Origin of the sequence: Aestuariivita boseongensis, assembly GCF_001262635.1 — a bacterium.
Classification (GTDB): domain Bacteria; phylum Pseudomonadota; class Alphaproteobacteria; order Rhodobacterales; family Rhodobacteraceae; genus Aestuariivita; species Aestuariivita boseongensis.
On the sequence record NZ_JXYH01000031.1, the window covers coordinates 23656 to 39999 of the forward strand.

At 62.4% G+C, this 16344-nt stretch carries 18 protein-coding genes; 11 read left to right on the forward strand and 7 right to left on the reverse strand.

The features are described from left to right. The first annotated feature begins 69 nt into the window (after positions 1-69). Entirely contained in the window at positions 70-1305 is a 1236-nt protein-coding gene (locus tag TR61_RS12650; protein WP_050930441.1) for an NADH:flavin oxidoreductase/NADH oxidase family protein, read from the forward strand. A 117-nt stretch (positions 1306-1422) separates the two neighbouring features. Continuing rightward, positions 1423-2547, forward strand: a complete 1125-nt coding sequence (locus tag TR61_RS12655) for a beta-ketoacyl-ACP synthase III (protein WP_050930442.1) — start codon at positions 1423-1425, stop codon at positions 2545-2547. A 134-nt stretch (positions 2548-2681) separates the two neighbouring features. Here TR61_RS12655 and TR61_RS12660 read toward each other — a convergent pair whose 3' ends face one another. Further along, the gene (locus TR61_RS12660) at positions 2682-3146 is read right to left on the reverse strand and encodes a hypothetical protein (RefSeq protein ID WP_050930443.1); all 465 of its coding nucleotides are present in this window, start codon (positions 3144-3146) and stop codon (positions 2682-2684) included. A gap of 324 nt (positions 3147-3470) precedes the next feature. Here TR61_RS12660 and TR61_RS12665 point away from each other — a divergent pair, with 324 nt between their 5' ends. Continuing rightward, positions 3471-4061: a thymidine kinase gene (locus tag TR61_RS12665; protein WP_050930444.1), complete on the forward strand. Its 591-nt coding sequence runs from the start codon at positions 3471-3473 to the stop codon at positions 4059-4061. 11 nt (positions 4062-4072) lie between these two features. Here the strand turns inward: TR61_RS12665 and TR61_RS12670 are convergent, their stop codons facing one another. From TR61_RS12670 to TR61_RS12690, 5 genes are all read right to left on the reverse strand, one after another. Then, complete coding sequence (locus tag TR61_RS12670) at positions 4073-5023, reverse strand: 2-hydroxyacid dehydrogenase (protein ID WP_050930445.1); 951 nt, start codon at positions 5021-5023, stop codon at positions 4073-4075. After that, positions 5023-5361, reverse strand: a complete 339-nt coding sequence (locus TR61_RS12675) for a tRNA-binding protein (RefSeq protein ID WP_050930446.1) — start codon at positions 5359-5361, stop codon at positions 5023-5025. Before TR61_RS12675 ends, TR61_RS12670 begins: the two co-directional genes overlap by 1 nt. After that, positions 5354-6169, reverse strand: a complete 816-nt coding sequence (gene proC / locus TR61_RS12680) for a pyrroline-5-carboxylate reductase (protein ID WP_050930447.1) — start codon at positions 6167-6169, stop codon at positions 5354-5356. The genes TR61_RS12675 and proC overlap by 8 nt, the downstream gene beginning before the upstream one ends. A 37-nt stretch (positions 6170-6206) precedes the next feature. Further along, positions 6207-6707, reverse strand: coding sequence for a type III secretion system chaperone family protein (locus tag TR61_RS12685; RefSeq protein ID WP_050930448.1), 501 nt, complete (start codon positions 6705-6707; stop codon positions 6207-6209). A gap of 328 nt (positions 6708-7035) precedes the next feature. Next, the gene (locus TR61_RS12690; RefSeq protein ID WP_050930449.1) at positions 7036-7293 is read right to left on the reverse strand and encodes an accessory factor UbiK family protein; all 258 of its coding nucleotides are present in this window, start codon (positions 7291-7293) and stop codon (positions 7036-7038) included. Between the two features lie 91 nt (positions 7294-7384). Between TR61_RS12690 and lgt the strand changes: the two genes are divergently transcribed. The 5 genes from lgt (at position 7385) to TR61_RS12710 (ending at position 11577) form a co-directional block, all read left to right on the forward strand. Next, on the forward strand, positions 7385-8269 hold the full coding sequence (gene lgt, locus TR61_RS12695; protein ID WP_050930450.1) for a prolipoprotein diacylglyceryl transferase: 885 nt from the start codon (positions 7385-7387) through the stop codon (positions 8267-8269). Continuing rightward, a complete protein-coding gene (locus TR61_RS12700; RefSeq protein ID WP_050930451.1) occupies positions 8266-9324 on the forward strand; it encodes a class I SAM-dependent methyltransferase in 1059 nt (352 codons plus the stop codon). The genes lgt and TR61_RS12700 overlap by 4 nt, the downstream gene beginning before the upstream one ends. Continuing rightward, the gene (pgeF, locus tag TR61_RS12705; protein ID WP_050930452.1) at positions 9321-10070 is read left to right on the forward strand and encodes a peptidoglycan editing factor PgeF; all 750 of its coding nucleotides are present in this window, start codon (positions 9321-9323) and stop codon (positions 10068-10070) included. The genes TR61_RS12700 and pgeF overlap by 4 nt, the downstream gene beginning before the upstream one ends. A 286-nt stretch (positions 10071-10356) precedes the next feature. Further along, a complete protein-coding gene (locus TR61_RS20170; protein ID WP_172676975.1) occupies positions 10357-10515 on the forward strand; it encodes a hypothetical protein in 159 nt (52 codons plus the stop codon). Positions 10516-10827: 312 nt separating this feature from the next. Continuing rightward, positions 10828-11577 carry a Hint domain-containing protein gene (locus tag TR61_RS12710; protein WP_050930453.1) on the forward strand — a complete coding sequence of 250 codons (750 nt, stop codon included), beginning with the start codon at positions 10828-10830 and terminating at the stop codon, positions 11575-11577. A gap of 4 nt (positions 11578-11581) precedes the next feature. On the opposite strand, the gene TR61_RS12715 is transcribed toward TR61_RS12710, so the two are convergent. Then, a complete protein-coding gene (locus tag TR61_RS12715; protein ID WP_050930454.1) occupies positions 11582-12082 on the reverse strand; it encodes an Lrp/AsnC family transcriptional regulator in 501 nt (166 codons plus the stop codon). Between the two features lie 230 nt (positions 12083-12312). Between TR61_RS12715 and trxB the strand changes: the two genes are divergently transcribed. The 3 genes from trxB to sat form a co-directional block, all read left to right on the forward strand. Next, complete coding sequence (gene trxB, locus TR61_RS12720) at positions 12313-13278, forward strand: thioredoxin-disulfide reductase (protein WP_050930455.1); 966 nt, start codon at positions 12313-12315, stop codon at positions 13276-13278. Positions 13279-13347: 69 nt separating this feature from the next. Continuing rightward, entirely contained in the window at positions 13348-15027 is a 1680-nt protein-coding gene (locus tag TR61_RS12725; RefSeq protein ID WP_050930456.1) for an adenylate/guanylate cyclase domain-containing protein, read from the forward strand. A 175-nt stretch (positions 15028-15202) separates the two neighbouring features. Further along, the coding region (gene sat / locus TR61_RS12730) for a sulfate adenylyltransferase (protein ID WP_050930462.1) at positions 15203-16344 on the forward strand (1142 nt) is incomplete at its 3' end.

Below are 16344 nucleotides of genomic sequence, written 5' to 3' on the forward strand. Positions count from 1 at the left end.
CAGCGTCGGCCTTGATCCCACGCACGGGCTGCTCCTCAATGGTCAGGCATCCGATCAAAGGCCGCCCGCATGACCCACGCCCCAACACTCTTCTCCCCCTTCGACGCGGGTGGAATAATCGACGCGCCCAACCGCATCCTGAAATCCGCGATGAGCGAGGTGCTGGCCAAGCAAGGCGAACACCTGCCCACCAAGGCGCACTACACCGTCTATAAACGCTGGGCCAAAGGCGGCACCGGCATCATTGTCACCGGCAATGTGATGATCGACCCCACGGCCTTGGGCGAACCGGGTAATGTCGTGTTGGAAAATGACGCCCATCTTGACCGCTTCACCGCATGGAGCGATGCGGTCCACAATGCCAACCCCGCCTCCAGGATCTGGATGCAGATCAACCATCCGGGCAAGCAAAGCCCTAAATTCCTGACCCCCGAACCCGTGGCGCCCAGCGCCGTTCCCCTGGGCCGAGGTCTGGAGGCCAGCTTTGCCACCCCCCGCGCGCTTGACTTTGCCGATATCCGCGGCCTGATCCAACGCTACGCCACCACCGCCGCGCTGGCCAAACGCGCGGGCTTCGACGGGGTGCAGATCCACGGTGCCCATGGCTATCTGGTCAGCCAGTTCCTCTCCCCCCACCACAACCGGCGCGAGGATGACTGGGGCGGCAGTCCGGAAAACCGCCGCCGCTTTGCGCTGGAGATTTACCGCGCCATGCGGGCTGAAGTGGGCGAAGGCTTCCCGGTGTCGATCAAGATGAACTCCGCCGATTTCCAGAAAGGCGGGTTCGAAGGGGACGACGCTTTCGCCCTGATTGAGGCGCTCAGCGACGAAGGCATCGACCTGATCGAAATCTCCGGCGGGAATTATGAAAGCCCCGCCATGACCGGCGCGCGCCAATCCACGACCGAGCGGGAGGCCTATTTCCTCGACTTCGCGGCACAGGCCCGCCAGCGCACCCAGGTGCCCATCGCCGTGACCGGCGGCTTCCGGTCGGTGCGCGCAATGGAAGACGCCATCGCCTCCGGCGCCACCGATTTCGTGGGGCTCGCCCGCCCGCTCACCCTCGACCCGGATCTGCCGCTGCACGCCGCCGCCGATCCGGATTATGTCTGCGACGTGGGCCGGCCCAGCACCGGGGTCAGATCTCTCGACAAGATGTTCATGATCCCGATCACCTACTACGAGACGCAGATCCGCCGCATCTCTCAGGGCAAGCCGCCCAAGCCCGGCATGTCTGCCTGGCACACGGTGGCGGACAATGTGATCGCCTTGGGCAGCGCCGGATTTCGTAAGCGCCGCGCCTGACGGTGCATCGGCAGTGCACAGGTTGTGTACGGCTTGTCTACGCCAATCATACAGCCCCCTCTTGACCTTCAGGTTCAAAATTGGGCAGATCGCCGAACGCGCAAAAAGGGGGATGACATGTACAAACCGGCCATCACAGGAACGGGCGTTTTCACGCCGGAGACCGTCATCACCAATGCCGAGCTGGTCGACGCCTTTAACGCCTATGCCGACAAATGGAACGCTGAACATGCCGAGGCCATCGCCGCCGGCGAGGTTGAGGCGAAAGAGCATTCCTCCGAGGATTTCATCGTCAAGGCCTCAGGCATCGAGCAGCGATATGTGCTTGATAAAACAGGTGTTCTTGATCCCGAAGTGATGCATCCTCTGCTGCGCCAGCGTTCGGATGAGGAACCCGGCGTGATGGCGGAAATGGCCGTGGATGCCTGCCGGAAGGCGCTGGCGCAAGCGGGCAAAACGGCGGCAGATGTCGACGCGGTGATCTGCGCGGCCTCGAACCTGGAACGCGCCTATCCTGCTGTGGCGATCGAGATACAGGATCTCCTTGGAATCAAGGGCTTCGCCTTCGACATGAATGTGGCCTGCTCGTCCGCGACCTTCGGCATTCAGGCCGCCGCCGACATGATCCGCTCCGGTTCCATCCGCTCTGCCATCGTGGTCAATCCCGAGATCTGCTCGGCCCATCTGGAATGGCGCGACCGCGACTGCCATTTCATCTTTGGCGACGTGGCCACTGCCGTTCTGATCGAACGCTCCGAGGATGCGACTGGCCCCTATTTCGAAATCAAATCAACCCGTTGCGCGACAGAGTTCTCGAACAATATCCGCAACAATAACGGCTTCCTGCGCCGCTCCCGCCCCGACGGGATGAAGGACCGCCGCGACATGCAATTCATGCAGAACGGGCGCAAGGTGTTCAAGGAAGTGCTGCCGATGGTCTCCCAGCACATCGCTGATCACATGGCCGATGAGGGGATCGAGGCCGCTGATCTCAAACGCCTCTGGCTGCATCAGGCCAACAAGACGATGAACGATTTCATCGGCCGCAAGGTGCTGGGCCGCGACCCCGAACCGGGTGAACAACCCAACATCCTGCAGGATTACGCCAACACCTCCTCGGCCGGATCCATCATCGCCTTTTCCAAATATTCCAATGACATGGAAGACGGGGATAAAGGCGTCATTTGCTCCTTCGGCGCAGGTTATTCCGTGGGATCCGTGATCGTCGAACGCCACGGCTGACGCCGCCCGGGGCATGCCAATACGGGACGGCGGGCGGGGCGATCTGCGCCAGCAGGAGCGCCGGGCCGCCGTTCTAGGGCAAATTCAACCAGACGGCTCCAAACATCCAAACCGGAAAAGCAAGGCTTTCTCAGTCAGGCGCTTTCGCTTTCCGTTTCCAGATGCAGCTTCATGTCGATCAGCACCTGCTGCAGCATCACGGTTTCCTTCAGAAGCCGCTTTGCCTCGGTCACGGTGATTACGCCATCCTCTATGGATTGCTGATATTCCGCCATCAGCATCGCAAACCGCTGGCTCAGCGCGATGACATCCGAATTCACACCGCCTTCGCGCGCCGTGTTGGGATGGCGATCATCATAAGACAGGGTGATCCCCTTCAGTTCCGCCAGGGCCGAGGTGACATGCGGATAAGAGGCAGCCGCCTCCAGTCGCGCCACGGCATCGACCGGCATGAAGCGTTCGGCATGCTCGTCATGATCGGAATAATACCGCCCCAGCGTGGCCTTGGATTTTCCGGTCAGCGTGCAGGCGGTTTCAATGCCCACATCCTTGACCAGAGTTTCCGTGTGCTTTTTCAGATAGCTACCGATTTCGGCCATACCCAAATCCCTCGTTCCTTGCCGCCCGCGCCTGCGGGGAAACGCACCAGGCTTTTCCCATTATGGCCTTCTAGGCCATCTGGCAATCTTTGACTATCCCGACACACCGCAGTCGGGACCGTTAAAAAGTGTACCACTCACGGTAAAGAGTGCCGTGGCCGGAGACACCTGTCGCCGGTCACGGTCATTTCAAGGGAACTTCCCTGTCAGCATAGCGGTCATTTGCCCAGGGGTCACTTCCATCCCCTCACGGCCCTTCTGACAGGGCTTTTTCCCACGCTTCCCCGTTGCCCAAGCGCCCTGTGCTGGCTAAGGACTTGGCCCATGCCAAAGCTGTTTTTCAACTACTCGACCATGAATGCCGGCAAGTCGACAGTGCTGCTGCAGGCCTCGCACAATTACCGCGAAAACGGGATGGAGACCTATTTGCTCACCGCCCGCTTCGACAACCGCGCCGGAGAGGGGCGGATCGCCTCGCGCATCGGCATCGGCGAGACGGCCGATACCTTCGACACCGCCACCGATCTGTTCGCCAAAATCGCGGATCGGCTGGACCAGGGTCAGGTCGCCTGCGTCTTCGTGGACGAGGCGCAGTTTCTCACCACCGATCAGGTCTGGCAGCTTGCACGCGCCGTTGATGATCTGTCCGTGCCGGTGATGTGCTATGGCCTGCGCGTGGATTTCCGCGGCCAGCTTTTCCCGGGCTCTGCCGCGCTGCTGGCGCTGGCCGATGAAATGCGCGAGGTGCGCACGATCTGTCATTGCGGGAAAAAGGCCACGATGGTGGTGCGCAAGGATGGCGAAGGCCGCGTGCTGACCGATGGTGACCAAGTCCAGATCGGCGGGAACGAGACCTATGTCTCCCTCTGCCGCCGCCACTGGCGCGAGGCGACGGGGGACCGCGCCACGCCCTGAAACGGCGCGGATCAGACCATATTGGGCGGTTCGTCCCCGTTGGCAAAGGCCCCGACATTATCCAGCACCATCATCCCCATATTGGTCCGCACATTCAGCGCGGCCGTTCCCAGATGCGGCAATAGCGTGACATTCTCCATCGCGATCAGCGCCTCGGGCACTTTGGGCTCGAACTCATATACATCCAGTCCCGCACCGGCGATCTGACCGGCCTGAAGCGCTGCGATCAACGCGGCCTCGTCCACCACATCGCCGCGCGCGATGTTCACGAAAATCGCATGGGGTTGCATCGCACCCAGAACCTGCGCGTCGATCAGGTGATGCGTCTCGGGACTGCCCGGGACGGCCACCACGACGATATCCGACGCCGCCGCCAGATCCTGCAGGCTTTCATCCCGTATTGCCTTGAACCCAAGGCTTTTTTCAGACCGCGCAATGTAACGGATGTCCATTCCGAAGCCGAAATGACAGCGCCGCGCGATGGCCTGGCCGATCCGGCCCATGCCGATCACGCCCAGCGTCCGGCCCGTGACATGCAGGCCCAGCATCTGTGTCGGGTGCCAACCGGCCCAGCGACCCGCGCGCACCATCCGCTCCCCCTCGCCCGCGCGGCGGGCGGTCATCAGGATCAGCGTCATGGCGATATCGGCAGTGGCATCGGTAACGGCCCCGGGCGTGTTCGTCACGGTAATGCCGTGGGCACGCGCGGCTTCTGCATCAATGTGGTTGTACCCCACGCCGAAATTCGCCAGCAGTTTGCAGCGCGCATCCGGCACATCGGCAAAGACATCGGCCTGAAACCGATCGCCCAGCGTCGGCATCACCGCATCATAGCTGCGCAGCGCATGGCGCATCTCATCGGCCGACAGCGGATCGTTCGAGGCACGGATATCCACGTCAAAGCTTTCCTTCGCGCGGGCCTCGACCTCCGGCGGCATAGGGCGTGTGAGCCAGAGTTTCATCAATGCATCCTCCCACCCAGGGGCACGTCGTGATCCGGTCCGATCAGAACCACCTCCCCGTTTTCGTCGGGCAAGCCCAGAACCAGAACCTCCGACATGAATTTGCCGATCTGGCGCGGCGGGAAATTCACCACGGCCATGACCTCTTTGCCCACCAGCGCTTCGGGCGTGTAATGCGCCGTCACCTGGGCCGAGCTCTTGCGTTCGCCCAGCTCGGGGCCAAAGTCGATCCACATCTTGATCGCGGGTTTGCGCGCTTCGGGATAGGGTTCGGCGCGGGTCACGCGGCCCACGCGAATATCCACTTTCAAGAAATCATCGAACGAGATGTTATCCACGCGACAGCTCCTTCGACCGGTTCGTGGCGGCGGCTACGGCCTTGTCCAGCAGGGGTGGAAAGCCGCTTTCGGCGTCCATCAGAACCTCAAGCGCGGCCTGCGTCGTGCCATTGGGACTGGTGACATTGATGCGCAGCTGTTCGGGGCTGTCGTCGGCCGCTTCGGCCAGCGCCCCGGCCCCGCCCACGGTGGCCTTGGCAAGTCGCATCGCCAGATCGGCGGGCAGGCCCTGCGCCTCCCCGGCGGCGGCCAGCGTTTCGATCAGGTGAAAAACATATGCCGGTCCCGACCCGCTGACGCCGGTCACGGCATCCATCTGCGCCTCGCTCTCCAGCCGCACGGTCTGGCCGACGGCGGACAAAAGCGCCTCGGCCAGATCCAGATGCGCGGCGCTGGCCTGCGCATTGCCGATCAGCGCCGTGATTCCCCGACCAATGGCCGCGGGCGTGTTGGGCATGGCGCGGATCACGGGTGTGCCCTTGCCCAGAACCTCTTCGAAATAGGAAATCGGCGTGCCGGCCGCGACCGAAACGAACAACGTGTCGCCCCCGCCAAGGCCTGCCATCACAGGCAGCGCTTCGCCCATCATCTGGGGTTTCACGGCCACCAGAACGATGGCCGGGTTTGCGGGCCAGTCTTCGTTGACATGCACGCCCTGCGCACGCACCCAATCCGATGGCACCGGATCCTGCACCCAGACAGACGAGGGGGCCAATCCGCCCTCCAGCCAGCCCGCCAGCATGGCCGAACCCATCTTGCCGCATCCCAAAAGCACAAGCCCCCGGGATGCCACGTGATCCATATTCATGAAGGCCCCTCCCCTTGTCGCGGTTCGGGGCCGAGTGTTACGCGCGCCCGTAAGCCTCTGCAATGGCTGCTTGCATGGCTTCCTGCGGGGTCTTGTCCCCCCAGATCAGAAGCTGCATCGCGGGGTAATAGCGCTCGGCGCTCAGAACAGCCGCGTTGATCATTGTGTCGATCTGCTCTGCGCTGGCAATCTGACCGCCCGCCAGAACCAGACCATAGCGATAGACCATCAGCTTGGGCTCTTCCCAATAGGTGAATGCCCCGGCCCAGCACTGGTCATTGACCAGGTTCAGCAATTCGAACAGGCCCGCCATCTTTTCCTCTGGCGGCTCCATCTCAAAGGTGCAGACCATGCGCAGCGTCTCGTCATAGCCCGACCAGGCCAGTGTCAGCGAATAGGTTCGCCACTGTCCTGCCACCGCCATGGCGATCTGGTCGTCGCCCATGCGGTCGAAATCCCATTCGTGATGCTCGGCGATATGTTCGACGATATCGATGGGGTGAAGATCTTCTTCCAGGTACTGCTCGGAAAGGGCCATGTTGCACCTCACTGGTCTCTAACGTCATGAGGCCGGCAGTGCCTCAAATGCTAGGTGGCTGCTCTATGGACCGGGGCGACCCCCCGTGCCCATACTAGATATGGTGCTTATGGCAGAGACATCTGGCAACCCCCATTTTTGGGGATAACCGCAATAAGTTGTGGACGACAGGGAACACCGCCCGAAATATCGCCATGTCCATCGAATTTTTCTTGGCAGATCGCGCAGCGCGCAGCATTATACGCGGCACTGAATGGCGCGCATCGCGGTTGCGTTGCGTGGATCAGGAATGGCGCGGCAGCGCCTCATTCTGACAGCGTTGCGCCGATTATTCCTTGGATTTCGACCCTTTGGCCTCAAGCGCGGCAATGCGCGCCTCAAGCGCGGCGTTTTCCTCGCGCGCTTTCTGCGCCATGGCGCGCACGGCCTCGAATTCCTCGCGGGTGACGAAATCGCGATCGGCCAGCCAACGGTCGATCATGGATTTCATCGCCGTTTCCGCCTCTTCCCGCGCGCCTTGGGCCACGCCCATGGCGTTGGTCATCAGTTGCGAGATATCGTCCATGATCTTGTTGCGGGTCTGCATCGTAAAGCACTCCTTGCGTTGGCTCGTATATGGGGATCATCTCCCCGCGAGGCAAGGTTGACTTCGCCGCAGGCTCGGGCCAACTGACGCCATGCACGCCGCCATCCAATTCCCCGATCTCTCGCCCGAGCTGTTCTCCTTCGCTGTGGGCTCGTTCGAATTCGCGCTGCGCTGGTATGCGCTCGCCTATATCGCGGGGATTCTCGTGGCCTGGTGGCTGGCGATCCGTGCGGTGGAAAACGCACGGCTCTGGCCCGGCGGCACCGGGGTAATGACGCGCGACCAGGTGGGCGATTTCCTGACCTGGGCAGTGGTTGGCATCATCCTGGGCGGGCGGCTGGGCTTCGTGCTGTTTTACCAGCCTGCCTTTTATCTGCAGAACCCCACGCAGATCCCGATGATCTGGCAGGGTGGCATGGCTTTCCATGGCGGACTGCTGGGCGTCATCGTCGCGGCGTATTTATATACCGGCTATCACAATATGAACCGCTTTCAGGCTGCAGACCTGATCGCGCTTTGCGTGCCGCCGGGGCTGTTTTTCGGCCGTCTGGCCAATTTCGTGAATGCCGAGCTTTGGGGCCGTCCCACCGATCTGCCCTGGGGCGTGATCTTTCCCGGTGCGGCGGCGCAGGATTGCCCGGATGTTCTGGGGCTTTGTGCGCGCCACCCCTCACAGCTTTACGAGGCGCTGCTTGAAGGTCTGATCCTGGGTGCCGCACTGATCTTGCTGGCTTGGCGCAAGGGCGCGTTTCACCGCCCCGGCCTGATCGCGGGCGTGTTCTTTGCAGGCTATGGCGCAGCGCGTTTCGCGGTGGAATTTGTCCGCCAGCCTGATGCGCAATTCGTCAGCGCCGGAAACCCGCTGGGCCTTGCGTTGCAGGCAGGCGGCTATGGCCTGACCATGGGGCAGATCCTGTCGCTGCCGATGATCGCGCTGGGTCTGTGGCTGGTCACCCGCGCCAAGACCCGCGCATGAGCCTGCGCGATCTGCTTGCCGCGCGCATAGCGGCACAAGGCCCGATCACCGTGGCCGAATACATGGCCGAATGCCTGATGCATCCGCGCTTTGGCTATTACGCCACGCGCGACCCTTTGGGGGCGCAGGGCGATTTCATCACCGCCCCCGAAATCTCCCAGATGTTCGGAGAGTTGATTGGCCTCTCTCTCGCCCAGGCCTGGATGGATCAGGGCCAGCCCAGCCCTTTCACTCTGGCCGAGGCCGGGCCGGGCCGGGGCACCCTGATGGCCGATGCCCTGCGCGCCACAAGGGCAGTACCGGGCTTTCACGCGGCCGCGCAGGTGGTACTGATCGAAGCCTCACCCACCCTGCGCGATGTGCAGTCGCAGACGCTGGCCTCCCATGCGCCCAAGTGGATCGACCACGTCGACGCCTTGCCCCAACAGCCGCTGTTCTTCATCGCGAATGAATTCTTCGACGCCCTGCCCATTCGCCAGTTTCAACGGGACGGGGAACACTGGCGCGAACGGCAGATCGGGCTGGACGACGGACGCTTGCGCTTTGGCCTTGGTCCCGCGCAGCCGCAGCCGGCGCTGGATCACCGCCATGAAGACACCGCCGACGGTGATCTGGTCGAAGACTGCCCATCCGCTGCCCCCATCATCGACGCCATCGGCCGGCGCATCGCCGATCACGGCGGGGCCGGGCTGATCATCGACTACGGCGACTGGCGGTCGCTGGGGGATACGCTGCAGGCGGTCAAGGGCCATGAACCCTCAGACCCCCTCGTCGATCCCGGAGAAGCCGACTTGACCGCCCATGTGGATTTCGAAGCGCTGGCTCAGGCCGCGCCATGCCGGTATTCGCGCCTGACCCCGCAAGGCGTCTTTCTGGAACGGCTGGGGATTACGCAACGCGCGCAGGCTTTGGCCAAAGGGCTGACCGGCGATCCGCTGGATCAGCTGATTGCAGCACATCGCCGGTTGACGCATCCCGACGAAATGGGACAGTTGTTCAAGGTGCTTGGCCTTTACCCCGAAGGCCACCAACCGCCGCCCGGACTGGACCCATGACGCTTGAGATCCTCACATCCGATACGCTGGCCCCCATTCGCCACGGGTTCTTCACCCGCAGGGGCGGCGCGTCCAGCGGGATCTTCGAAGGGCTGAATTGCGGTGGCGGCTCTTCCGACCAGGCCGAGATTGTGGGTATCAACCGCGCCCGCGTCGCCCAGGCGATGGAGACCGATACCCTGATCGGCGTGCATCAGGTCCATTCCGCCGATGCGGTCGTCATCCACAGTCCCGAAGATGGCGGGCAGAAGGCCGACGGGCTGGTCACCAACACCCCCGGCCTGACGCTGACCATCCTGACCGCCGATTGCCAGCCGGTGCTTTTTGCCGATCCCGAAGGCGGTGTGATTGGCGCGGCCCATGCGGGCTGGCGGGGTGCGCTGGACGGTGTACTGGAAGCGACCGTCGATGCGATGGTCGATCTGGGGGCCAAGCGCGGCCGGATCGTTGCCACCATCGGACCGTCGATCTCTCAGCGCGCCTATGAGGTGGGTCCGGAATTCCTGGACGATTTCATGGCCGAAGACCCGCAGAACGCACGGTTCTTCGCGAATGGCAAAGGCGACAGGTATCTGTTCGATCTGCCCTCCTATGGGCTGCACCGTCTCAGGTCCGCCGGCATTGCCGAGGCCAACTGGACCGGCCACTGCACCTATTCCGATCCGGCACGGTTCTTTTCCTATCGCCGCAGCACCCATGCGAACGAGGCCGATTACGGCCGCCTGATTTCCGCCATCCGCCTGTGACCGCCAATGCGCCCCGGCCAGATTGCGGCAGGTTTGCCGCAATTTTTTCCAAGTTTGTCTGGAAACAATGAGGCCATGAAGGAACAGATTGTTTCCTTCATGGTATTTTTTAATTTAATTTCAATTACTTAATATGAAAAACGCGATCCTCTCCGCAACATCGCAAAGAAAATCATCCCTGTCTGAAATTTTCCCAATTCGGCCCAATCCCAGCCTCAAACCAAGGCCATTCTAAGCTCAACGCAAGAATGCACGGCCGCAAAGGCCACAAGGCAGGAGAAAGAAAATGACAGTTCGCAGCCGTTTCATCAAATCGGTCGTCGCAGCCGCCAAATCCAACGAGACCGAGATGCCCTGGGCCCGCGGCAGCGCCCGGCGCAAGATGATCCTGCGGCGCAGCGCTCCGGTGGCGCTGACCCCGCGCGGCAAGGTCGCCTCGGCCTAAGCGATAGGTTCCCTCCAAGGTGATCTCAGCGCAGACGGGATCCCCAAAGAAGGCCCCGCCCGTATTCCGGGCGGGGTTTTTTCGTGGCCCTCGCCGGAACTCTGGCGAATCAGAATGTGGCAAGATTGTCAGTAAGCCCGAAAACAGTCCTCCCGCCGCGAGATAGATTGATGACGGGGCATTCACCAATGTCCCCGATTTTTTGACAATTTTGCGTCAAACCCGCCATTGATGGGTCAGAAGATGGTAACGTCCATCTGTCGTCGTCGGTGGGGGCCGGCACGGATGAGACCCGAATGAAGGGTATTCGGGATGAATTGGCACCCCACGATGTCCCGCCCCGGCGGGGCGGACGCCGCGAAACTCAGCGCGGTTCAAGATACGATCACGGGCGGCGCCCGCCCCCAGATCAGGCCCTGTCGCGCCAGTTGGCTGACCCGCGGGGGACAAATCGAAGACACGCGGTTTCTCATCCCGGCCCACCCCCTTTTCGAAGCGGCCTTTTGCGGCTTTTCCCGCGGCACGCTGGTGGATACGCCCAATGGCCCAACGGCGATCGAAGACCTGTTGCCGGGCGATATGGTTCTGACATCGGACGGCACGCCGCAGCCCATCGCGTGGATCGGCGCGACCACCCTTGTGCCGACCACGCCCGACAGCCCCAACCGCGCCGTACCGCTTTACCGGGTCATGCCGGATGCCTTTGGCATGTCGCGGCCGCTGTCGCATATGGTTGTGGGCCCCTCCGCCCGGATCCTGGGCCAGTACGGCCAGATCCTGACCCCGCTTGCGCGGTTCGAAGATGGGGTGAATATCGCCCCGCTCTCTCCGCCATCACCGGTCGAGATGTTTCACATCTGCCTGAAAGATCATGCATTGATCCGCATGGGCGGCCTTGCCTTCGAAAGCTATCACCCCGGTTTGGGCGCGCTGAGTGATGTGGGACCGGCAATGCGCGATCTGTTCATGCGGCTTTTCCCGCATCTCGACACGATTGCCGATTTCGGCCTTATGGCCCACCCGCGCGAGGCCGAAACGATCGACGACGCCACCGCCGCCTGACCGATCAGGCCTGCTTGCTCAGCCGGTCTTCCAGCACATCGAACGGGACGCCCGGATCATCCTTGGCCGCGCGGATGACCAGCGATGTCTTGACGCTGGCCACATTGGGCGTCGTCAAAAGCTCTCCGGTCAGGAAGTTCTGGAAACTCGACAGATCGGGCGCCACGCATTTCAGGATGAAATCCACCTCGCCATTCAGCATGTGGCATTCCCGAACCAGCGGCCAGCCACGGCAGGCGTCTTCAAAAGCCGCCAGATCCGCCTGCGCCTGGCTTTGCAGCCCGACCATGGCAAAGACCTGCACCTCGAACCCCAGCTCGCGCGCATCCACATCCGCGTGATAGCCGCGGATATACCCGGCCTCTTCCAGTGTTCGGACCCGCCGCAGACAGGGCGGCGCGGAAATGCCCACACGTTTTGCCAGTTCGACATTGGTCATCCGACCGTCAGCCTGCAGTTCCGCAAGGATTTTCCGGTCGATCTCATCCAGTTTAGTTGTGGCCATTCTCGCTCCCTCGGCTTGGCGATTCTTATAGCAGCGCTGCTGGCTTGCGCAATAATCTTTCGCAATCGCGCAATATTATGTAATCGGCCTGCCTGGTTTTTGATCACCCTGCGCGCCCTCGCGCACTGGTGAGAGATATGTCAAAGGGGTTTAAGCCAACCGGCCAGAGGGCTATATCCGAAGTCCAGCGGCATCAGGGAATCGTCGCATCACGAAGATTGGGGGCTCTCATGGGCGATACGCGTCACACCAAGGTTTTGATCATCGGCTCCGGCCCTGCCGGATACACCGCCGGCGTCTATGCCAGCCGTGCAATGCTGAACCCCATTCTGGTGCAGGGCATCGAACCGGGCGGCCAGCTGACCACCACGACCGAGGTGGAAAACTGGCCCGGCGATACCGAAGTTCAGGGCCCCGACCTGATGGTGCGCATGGAAGCCCACGCCAAGGCCATGGGCTGCGAGATCATCGGCGACATCATCTCGGATCTCGACCTCAGCCAGCGCCCCTTCACCGCCAAGGGCGACAGCGGCACAACCTATACCGCCGACGCGGTGATCCTGGCCACCGGCGCACGCGCCAAATGGCTGGGCCTGCCATCGGAAGAGAAATTCAAGGGCTTCGGCGTCTCGGCCTGCGCCACCTGCGACGGTTTCTTCTATCGCGGGCAGGAAATCGTTGTGATCGGCGGCGGCAACACCGCCGTGGAAGAGGCGCTGTTTCTGACCAATTTTGCCTCGAAAGTGACGCTGATCCACCGCCGGGACGAACTGCGCGCCGAAAAGATCCTGCAGGACCGTCTGTTCAAGAACCCCAAGATCGAAACGCTGTGGTTCCATCAACTGGATGAAGTTGTCGGCACCGACAACCCCCTGGGCGTCGAAGCGGTGCGCGTGAAGCACGTCCAGACCGGCGAGATCACGGAAATCCCCTGCAAAGGCGTGTTTGTCGCCATCGGCCACGCGCCCGCCAATGAACTGGTCCAGGACCAGCTCGAGATGCATATGGGCGGTTATGTGAAGGTCAAACCGGGCACCAGCGCCACATCGGTGCCGGGCGTGTTCGCCGCCGGTGACATCACCGATCCGGTCTATCGCCAGGCGATCACCAGCGCGGGCATGGGTTGCATGGCGGCGCTCGATGCGGAACGGTTCCTGGCCGAACAGGAAGACACAGCCGAACTGGCGGCAGAGTAATCCCGAAACCGGCCCGCCCCGGCCACCTGGCGCATTGACCAGCCCCCCGCCTGCCAGCAATCTGCAGGCATGGCACCGCGCGCAACGACATCCCTCTGGCGGGGAAACTGGATCACACAGCTCAGGATCGCGACGGGGCTGATCCTGTTCACCTATGCGCTGATCCATTTCCTGAATATCGGCCTTGGATTGTTCTCGCCCGCCGCACAGGACGCGATGCAGGATGCGCGCAAGCTGTTCAACCGGTCCGTCATCGGTACGGTGATCGTCTATGGCGCGTTCATAACCCACGCCATTCTTGCGCTGAACGCGCTGGCCGGGCGCGGCACGTTGCGCATGCCCCTGCGCGAGGCCGTGCAACTGGCTTTCGGCATCACCATACCGTTTTTCCTGATCACCCACATGATCTTCACCCGCGGCGCGCATGAGGTGTTCGACGTCAATGATGACTATGGTTATCTGATCGGCCTGATCTGGGGCTCAGCCTCGGCCTGGACGCAGACGGGCCTTCTGCTTCTGGTCTGGATTCATGGCTGTATCGGGCTGCATGTCTGGTTGCGCGGTCAGCGCTGGTGGCGGCGCAGCCAACCGGTGCTGATCGGCCTTGCGGTTCTGATCCCGGGTTTTGCCCTGGCCGGCTTCGTGGCCGAAGGGCGCAGGCTGAAAACCCTGTTCGCCGATCCGGTTCAGGGCCAGCAGCTTCTGGCGCAGTTCAACTGGCCCGACGGGCAGGCATTCTCCACGATGATCGCGTGGAAAGAGCTTGGCCTTACCCTCACCTGGGCGCTTCTGGGTCTGTGCCTGCTGATCTTTGCCGCCCGCTGGGTTCTGCGCCGCAGGTCCTCGGTCAGTATCGACTATGTCGACGGTCCGCGCATCCGCGCGCCCAAAGGTCTGACCCTGCTTGAGATGTCGCGCGAACGGGGCGTGCCCCATACGTCGCTTTGCGGCGGCAAGGGGCGCTGCACTACTTGCCGGGTGCTGATCGAAGACGGGGGCGAGACACTGGGCCCGCCCGCCCCGGCCGAGGCGCGCAGCCTTGCCGCCGTGGGCGCACCACCCGGCACACGGCTTGCCTGTCAGATCCGCCCGACCGAACCCCTGACCGTTTTCCGCGTCTTCCAACCCGATGGCACCCGCCGCCGCGCCCATGCCAGCCAGGGCGAAGAACGCAGGCTGGCCATTCTGTTCCTCGACATGCGCGGCTTTACCGCGCGGACCACCGGGCAACTGCCTTATGACGTTGTCTTTCTGCTGAACCGGTTTTTTGACGCCATCGTACCCGCAATCACGCAAGCCGGCGGCACTGTCGACAAATATCTGGGCGACGGACTTTTGGCGGTGTTCGAGGCAGCGGATGAAAAACGCTCGGCACAGGCCGCGCTGCAGGCCGCCGCGGGCATCGGCGCGGGGCTGGATCAGTTCAACACCCGCCTTGCCGCCGAAGGGGGTGATCCGGTGCGCATCGGTGTGGGCGTCCATTTGGGCGAGATCGTTCTGGGTGAGATCGGCGCAGGCCGCGCCCCGCGCACGATCATCGGCGACGCGGTCAACACCACCAGCCGTCTTGAGGCCAAAACCAAGGACCTGGGCGTGCCGCTTCTGATCACAAAGGCGGTGCTGAGCAGTGCCGGGGTCCCCGCAGACGGGCTTGTTTTCGAAACGCTAAGCCTGCGTGGCGTGGCGCAGCCCGTCGACGCGCTGGCCCTGGCCGAATTCAGCCAGATGGACGCACTGCTGAAACGCTGACACCTGTTCCGATTTTATTAAACTTTCGGAACGATCTTGCCCAAGCGCCGCCCGTTTGCGACACCGCGCCCCTTTTTTCCCTGATACGCCTGCCAATTCTGGACATGCGCGGGCAATCATGGAAAAGCGCGGGCAAAAGGGCCTGCGCGGTCCGACCAATACGAAAGATATTGCCATGACGATGCTGAGCAACCTCGCCCCGATCCCCGAGCTTTTTGTTTCATACGATTCTGCCCAGAAGCTGAAAATCGAAGCCGCCCAACTGAAAAGCCACGATCTGACGCCGCGCCAGATCTGCGATCTGGAACTGCTGATGAATGGCGGGTTCAACCCGCTCAAAGGTTTCCTGTCGGAAGAGGATTACAACTCCGTTGTCGAAAACATGCGCCTGGCCGATGGCCAGCTTTGGCCCATGCCGATCACCCTGGACGTGAGCGAGGAGTTTGCCGACAGCATCACCCTGGGCGAAGATATCGCGCTGCGCGATCAGGAAGGCGTGATCCTGGGCACGATGACCGTCACCGACCGCTGGAACCCTGACAAGGCGCGCGAGGCCGAGATGGTCTTTGGCGCCAATGACGACGCGCATCCGGCGGTGAATTACCTGCACAACACCGCCGGCAAGGTCTATCTGGGCGGGCCGGTCACCGGCATCCAGCAGCCGGTGCATTACGATTTCCGCGCCCGCCGCGACACGCCTAACGAATTGCGCGCCTTCTTCCGCAAACTGGGCTGGCGGCGCATCGTGGCCTTCCAAACCCGCAACCCGCTGCACCGCGCACATCAGGAACTGACCTTCCGCGCCGCCAAGGAAGCGCAGGCCAACCTGCTGATCCACCCGGTTGTCGGCATGACCAAACCGGGCGATGTGGATCACTTCACCCGCGTGCGCTGTTACGAGGCGGTGCTCGATAAATACCCCGCCGCCACCACCTCGATGAGCCTTCTGAACCTTGCCATGCGCATGGCCGGCCCGCGCGAGGCCGTCTGGCACGGGCTGATCCGCAAGAACCACGGCTGTACGCATTTCATCGTGGGCCGCGATCACGCGGGCCCGGGCAAGAACTCCAAGGGTGAAGATTTCTACGGGCCTTATGACGCGCAGGACCTGTTCCGCAAATACCAGGACGAAATCGGCCTTGAGATGGTGGATTTCAAACACATGGTCTATGTCCAGGAACGCGCCCAGTATGAACCGGCTGACGAGGTGCGCGACGGCGACACAGTCCTGAACATTTCGGGCACCGAACTCCGCCGCCGCCTGCGCGAAGGGCTGGAAATCCCCGAATGGTTCTCCTTCCCCGAAGTGGTGGGGGA

Excerpts from the sequence above, each read along its gene's own strand:
- TR61_RS12650 (WP_050930441.1), top strand. The coding sequence starts at position 70 with ATGACCCACGCCCCAACACTCTTCTCCCCCTTCGACGCGGGTGGAATA.
- TR61_RS12655 (WP_050930442.1), top strand. The coding sequence starts at position 1,423 with ATGTACAAACCGGCCATCACAGGAACGGGCGTTTTCACGCCGGAGACC.
- TR61_RS12660 (WP_050930443.1), bottom strand. The coding sequence starts at position 3,146 with ATGGCCGAAATCGGTAGCTATCTGAAAAAGCACACGGAAACTCTGGTC.
- TR61_RS12665 (WP_050930444.1), top strand. The coding sequence starts at position 3,471 with ATGCCAAAGCTGTTTTTCAACTACTCGACCATGAATGCCGGCAAGTCG.
- TR61_RS12670 (WP_050930445.1), bottom strand. The coding sequence starts at position 5,023 with ATGAAACTCTGGCTCACACGCCCTATGCCGCCGGAGGTCGAGGCCCGC.
- proC (WP_050930447.1), bottom strand. The coding sequence starts at position 6,169 with ATGAATATGGATCACGTGGCATCCCGGGGGCTTGTGCTTTTGGGATGC.
- TR61_RS12685 (WP_050930448.1), bottom strand. The coding sequence starts at position 6,707 with ATGGCCCTTTCCGAGCAGTACCTGGAAGAAGATCTTCACCCCATCGAT.
- TR61_RS12690 (WP_050930449.1), bottom strand. The coding sequence starts at position 7,293 with ATGCAGACCCGCAACAAGATCATGGACGATATCTCGCAACTGATGACC.
- lgt (WP_050930450.1), top strand. The coding sequence starts at position 7,385 with ATGCACGCCGCCATCCAATTCCCCGATCTCTCGCCCGAGCTGTTCTCC.
- TR61_RS12700 (WP_050930451.1), top strand. The coding sequence starts at position 8,266 with ATGAGCCTGCGCGATCTGCTTGCCGCGCGCATAGCGGCACAAGGCCCG.
- pgeF (WP_050930452.1), top strand. The coding sequence starts at position 9,321 with ATGACGCTTGAGATCCTCACATCCGATACGCTGGCCCCCATTCGCCAC.
- TR61_RS20170 (WP_172676975.1), top strand. The coding sequence starts at position 10,357 with ATGACAGTTCGCAGCCGTTTCATCAAATCGGTCGTCGCAGCCGCCAAA.
- TR61_RS12710 (WP_050930453.1), top strand. The coding sequence starts at position 10,828 with ATGAATTGGCACCCCACGATGTCCCGCCCCGGCGGGGCGGACGCCGCG.
- TR61_RS12715 (WP_050930454.1), bottom strand. The coding sequence starts at position 12,082 with ATGGCCACAACTAAACTGGATGAGATCGACCGGAAAATCCTTGCGGAA.
- trxB (WP_050930455.1), top strand. The coding sequence starts at position 12,313 with ATGGGCGATACGCGTCACACCAAGGTTTTGATCATCGGCTCCGGCCCT.
- TR61_RS12725 (WP_050930456.1), top strand. The coding sequence starts at position 13,348 with ATGGCACCGCGCGCAACGACATCCCTCTGGCGGGGAAACTGGATCACA.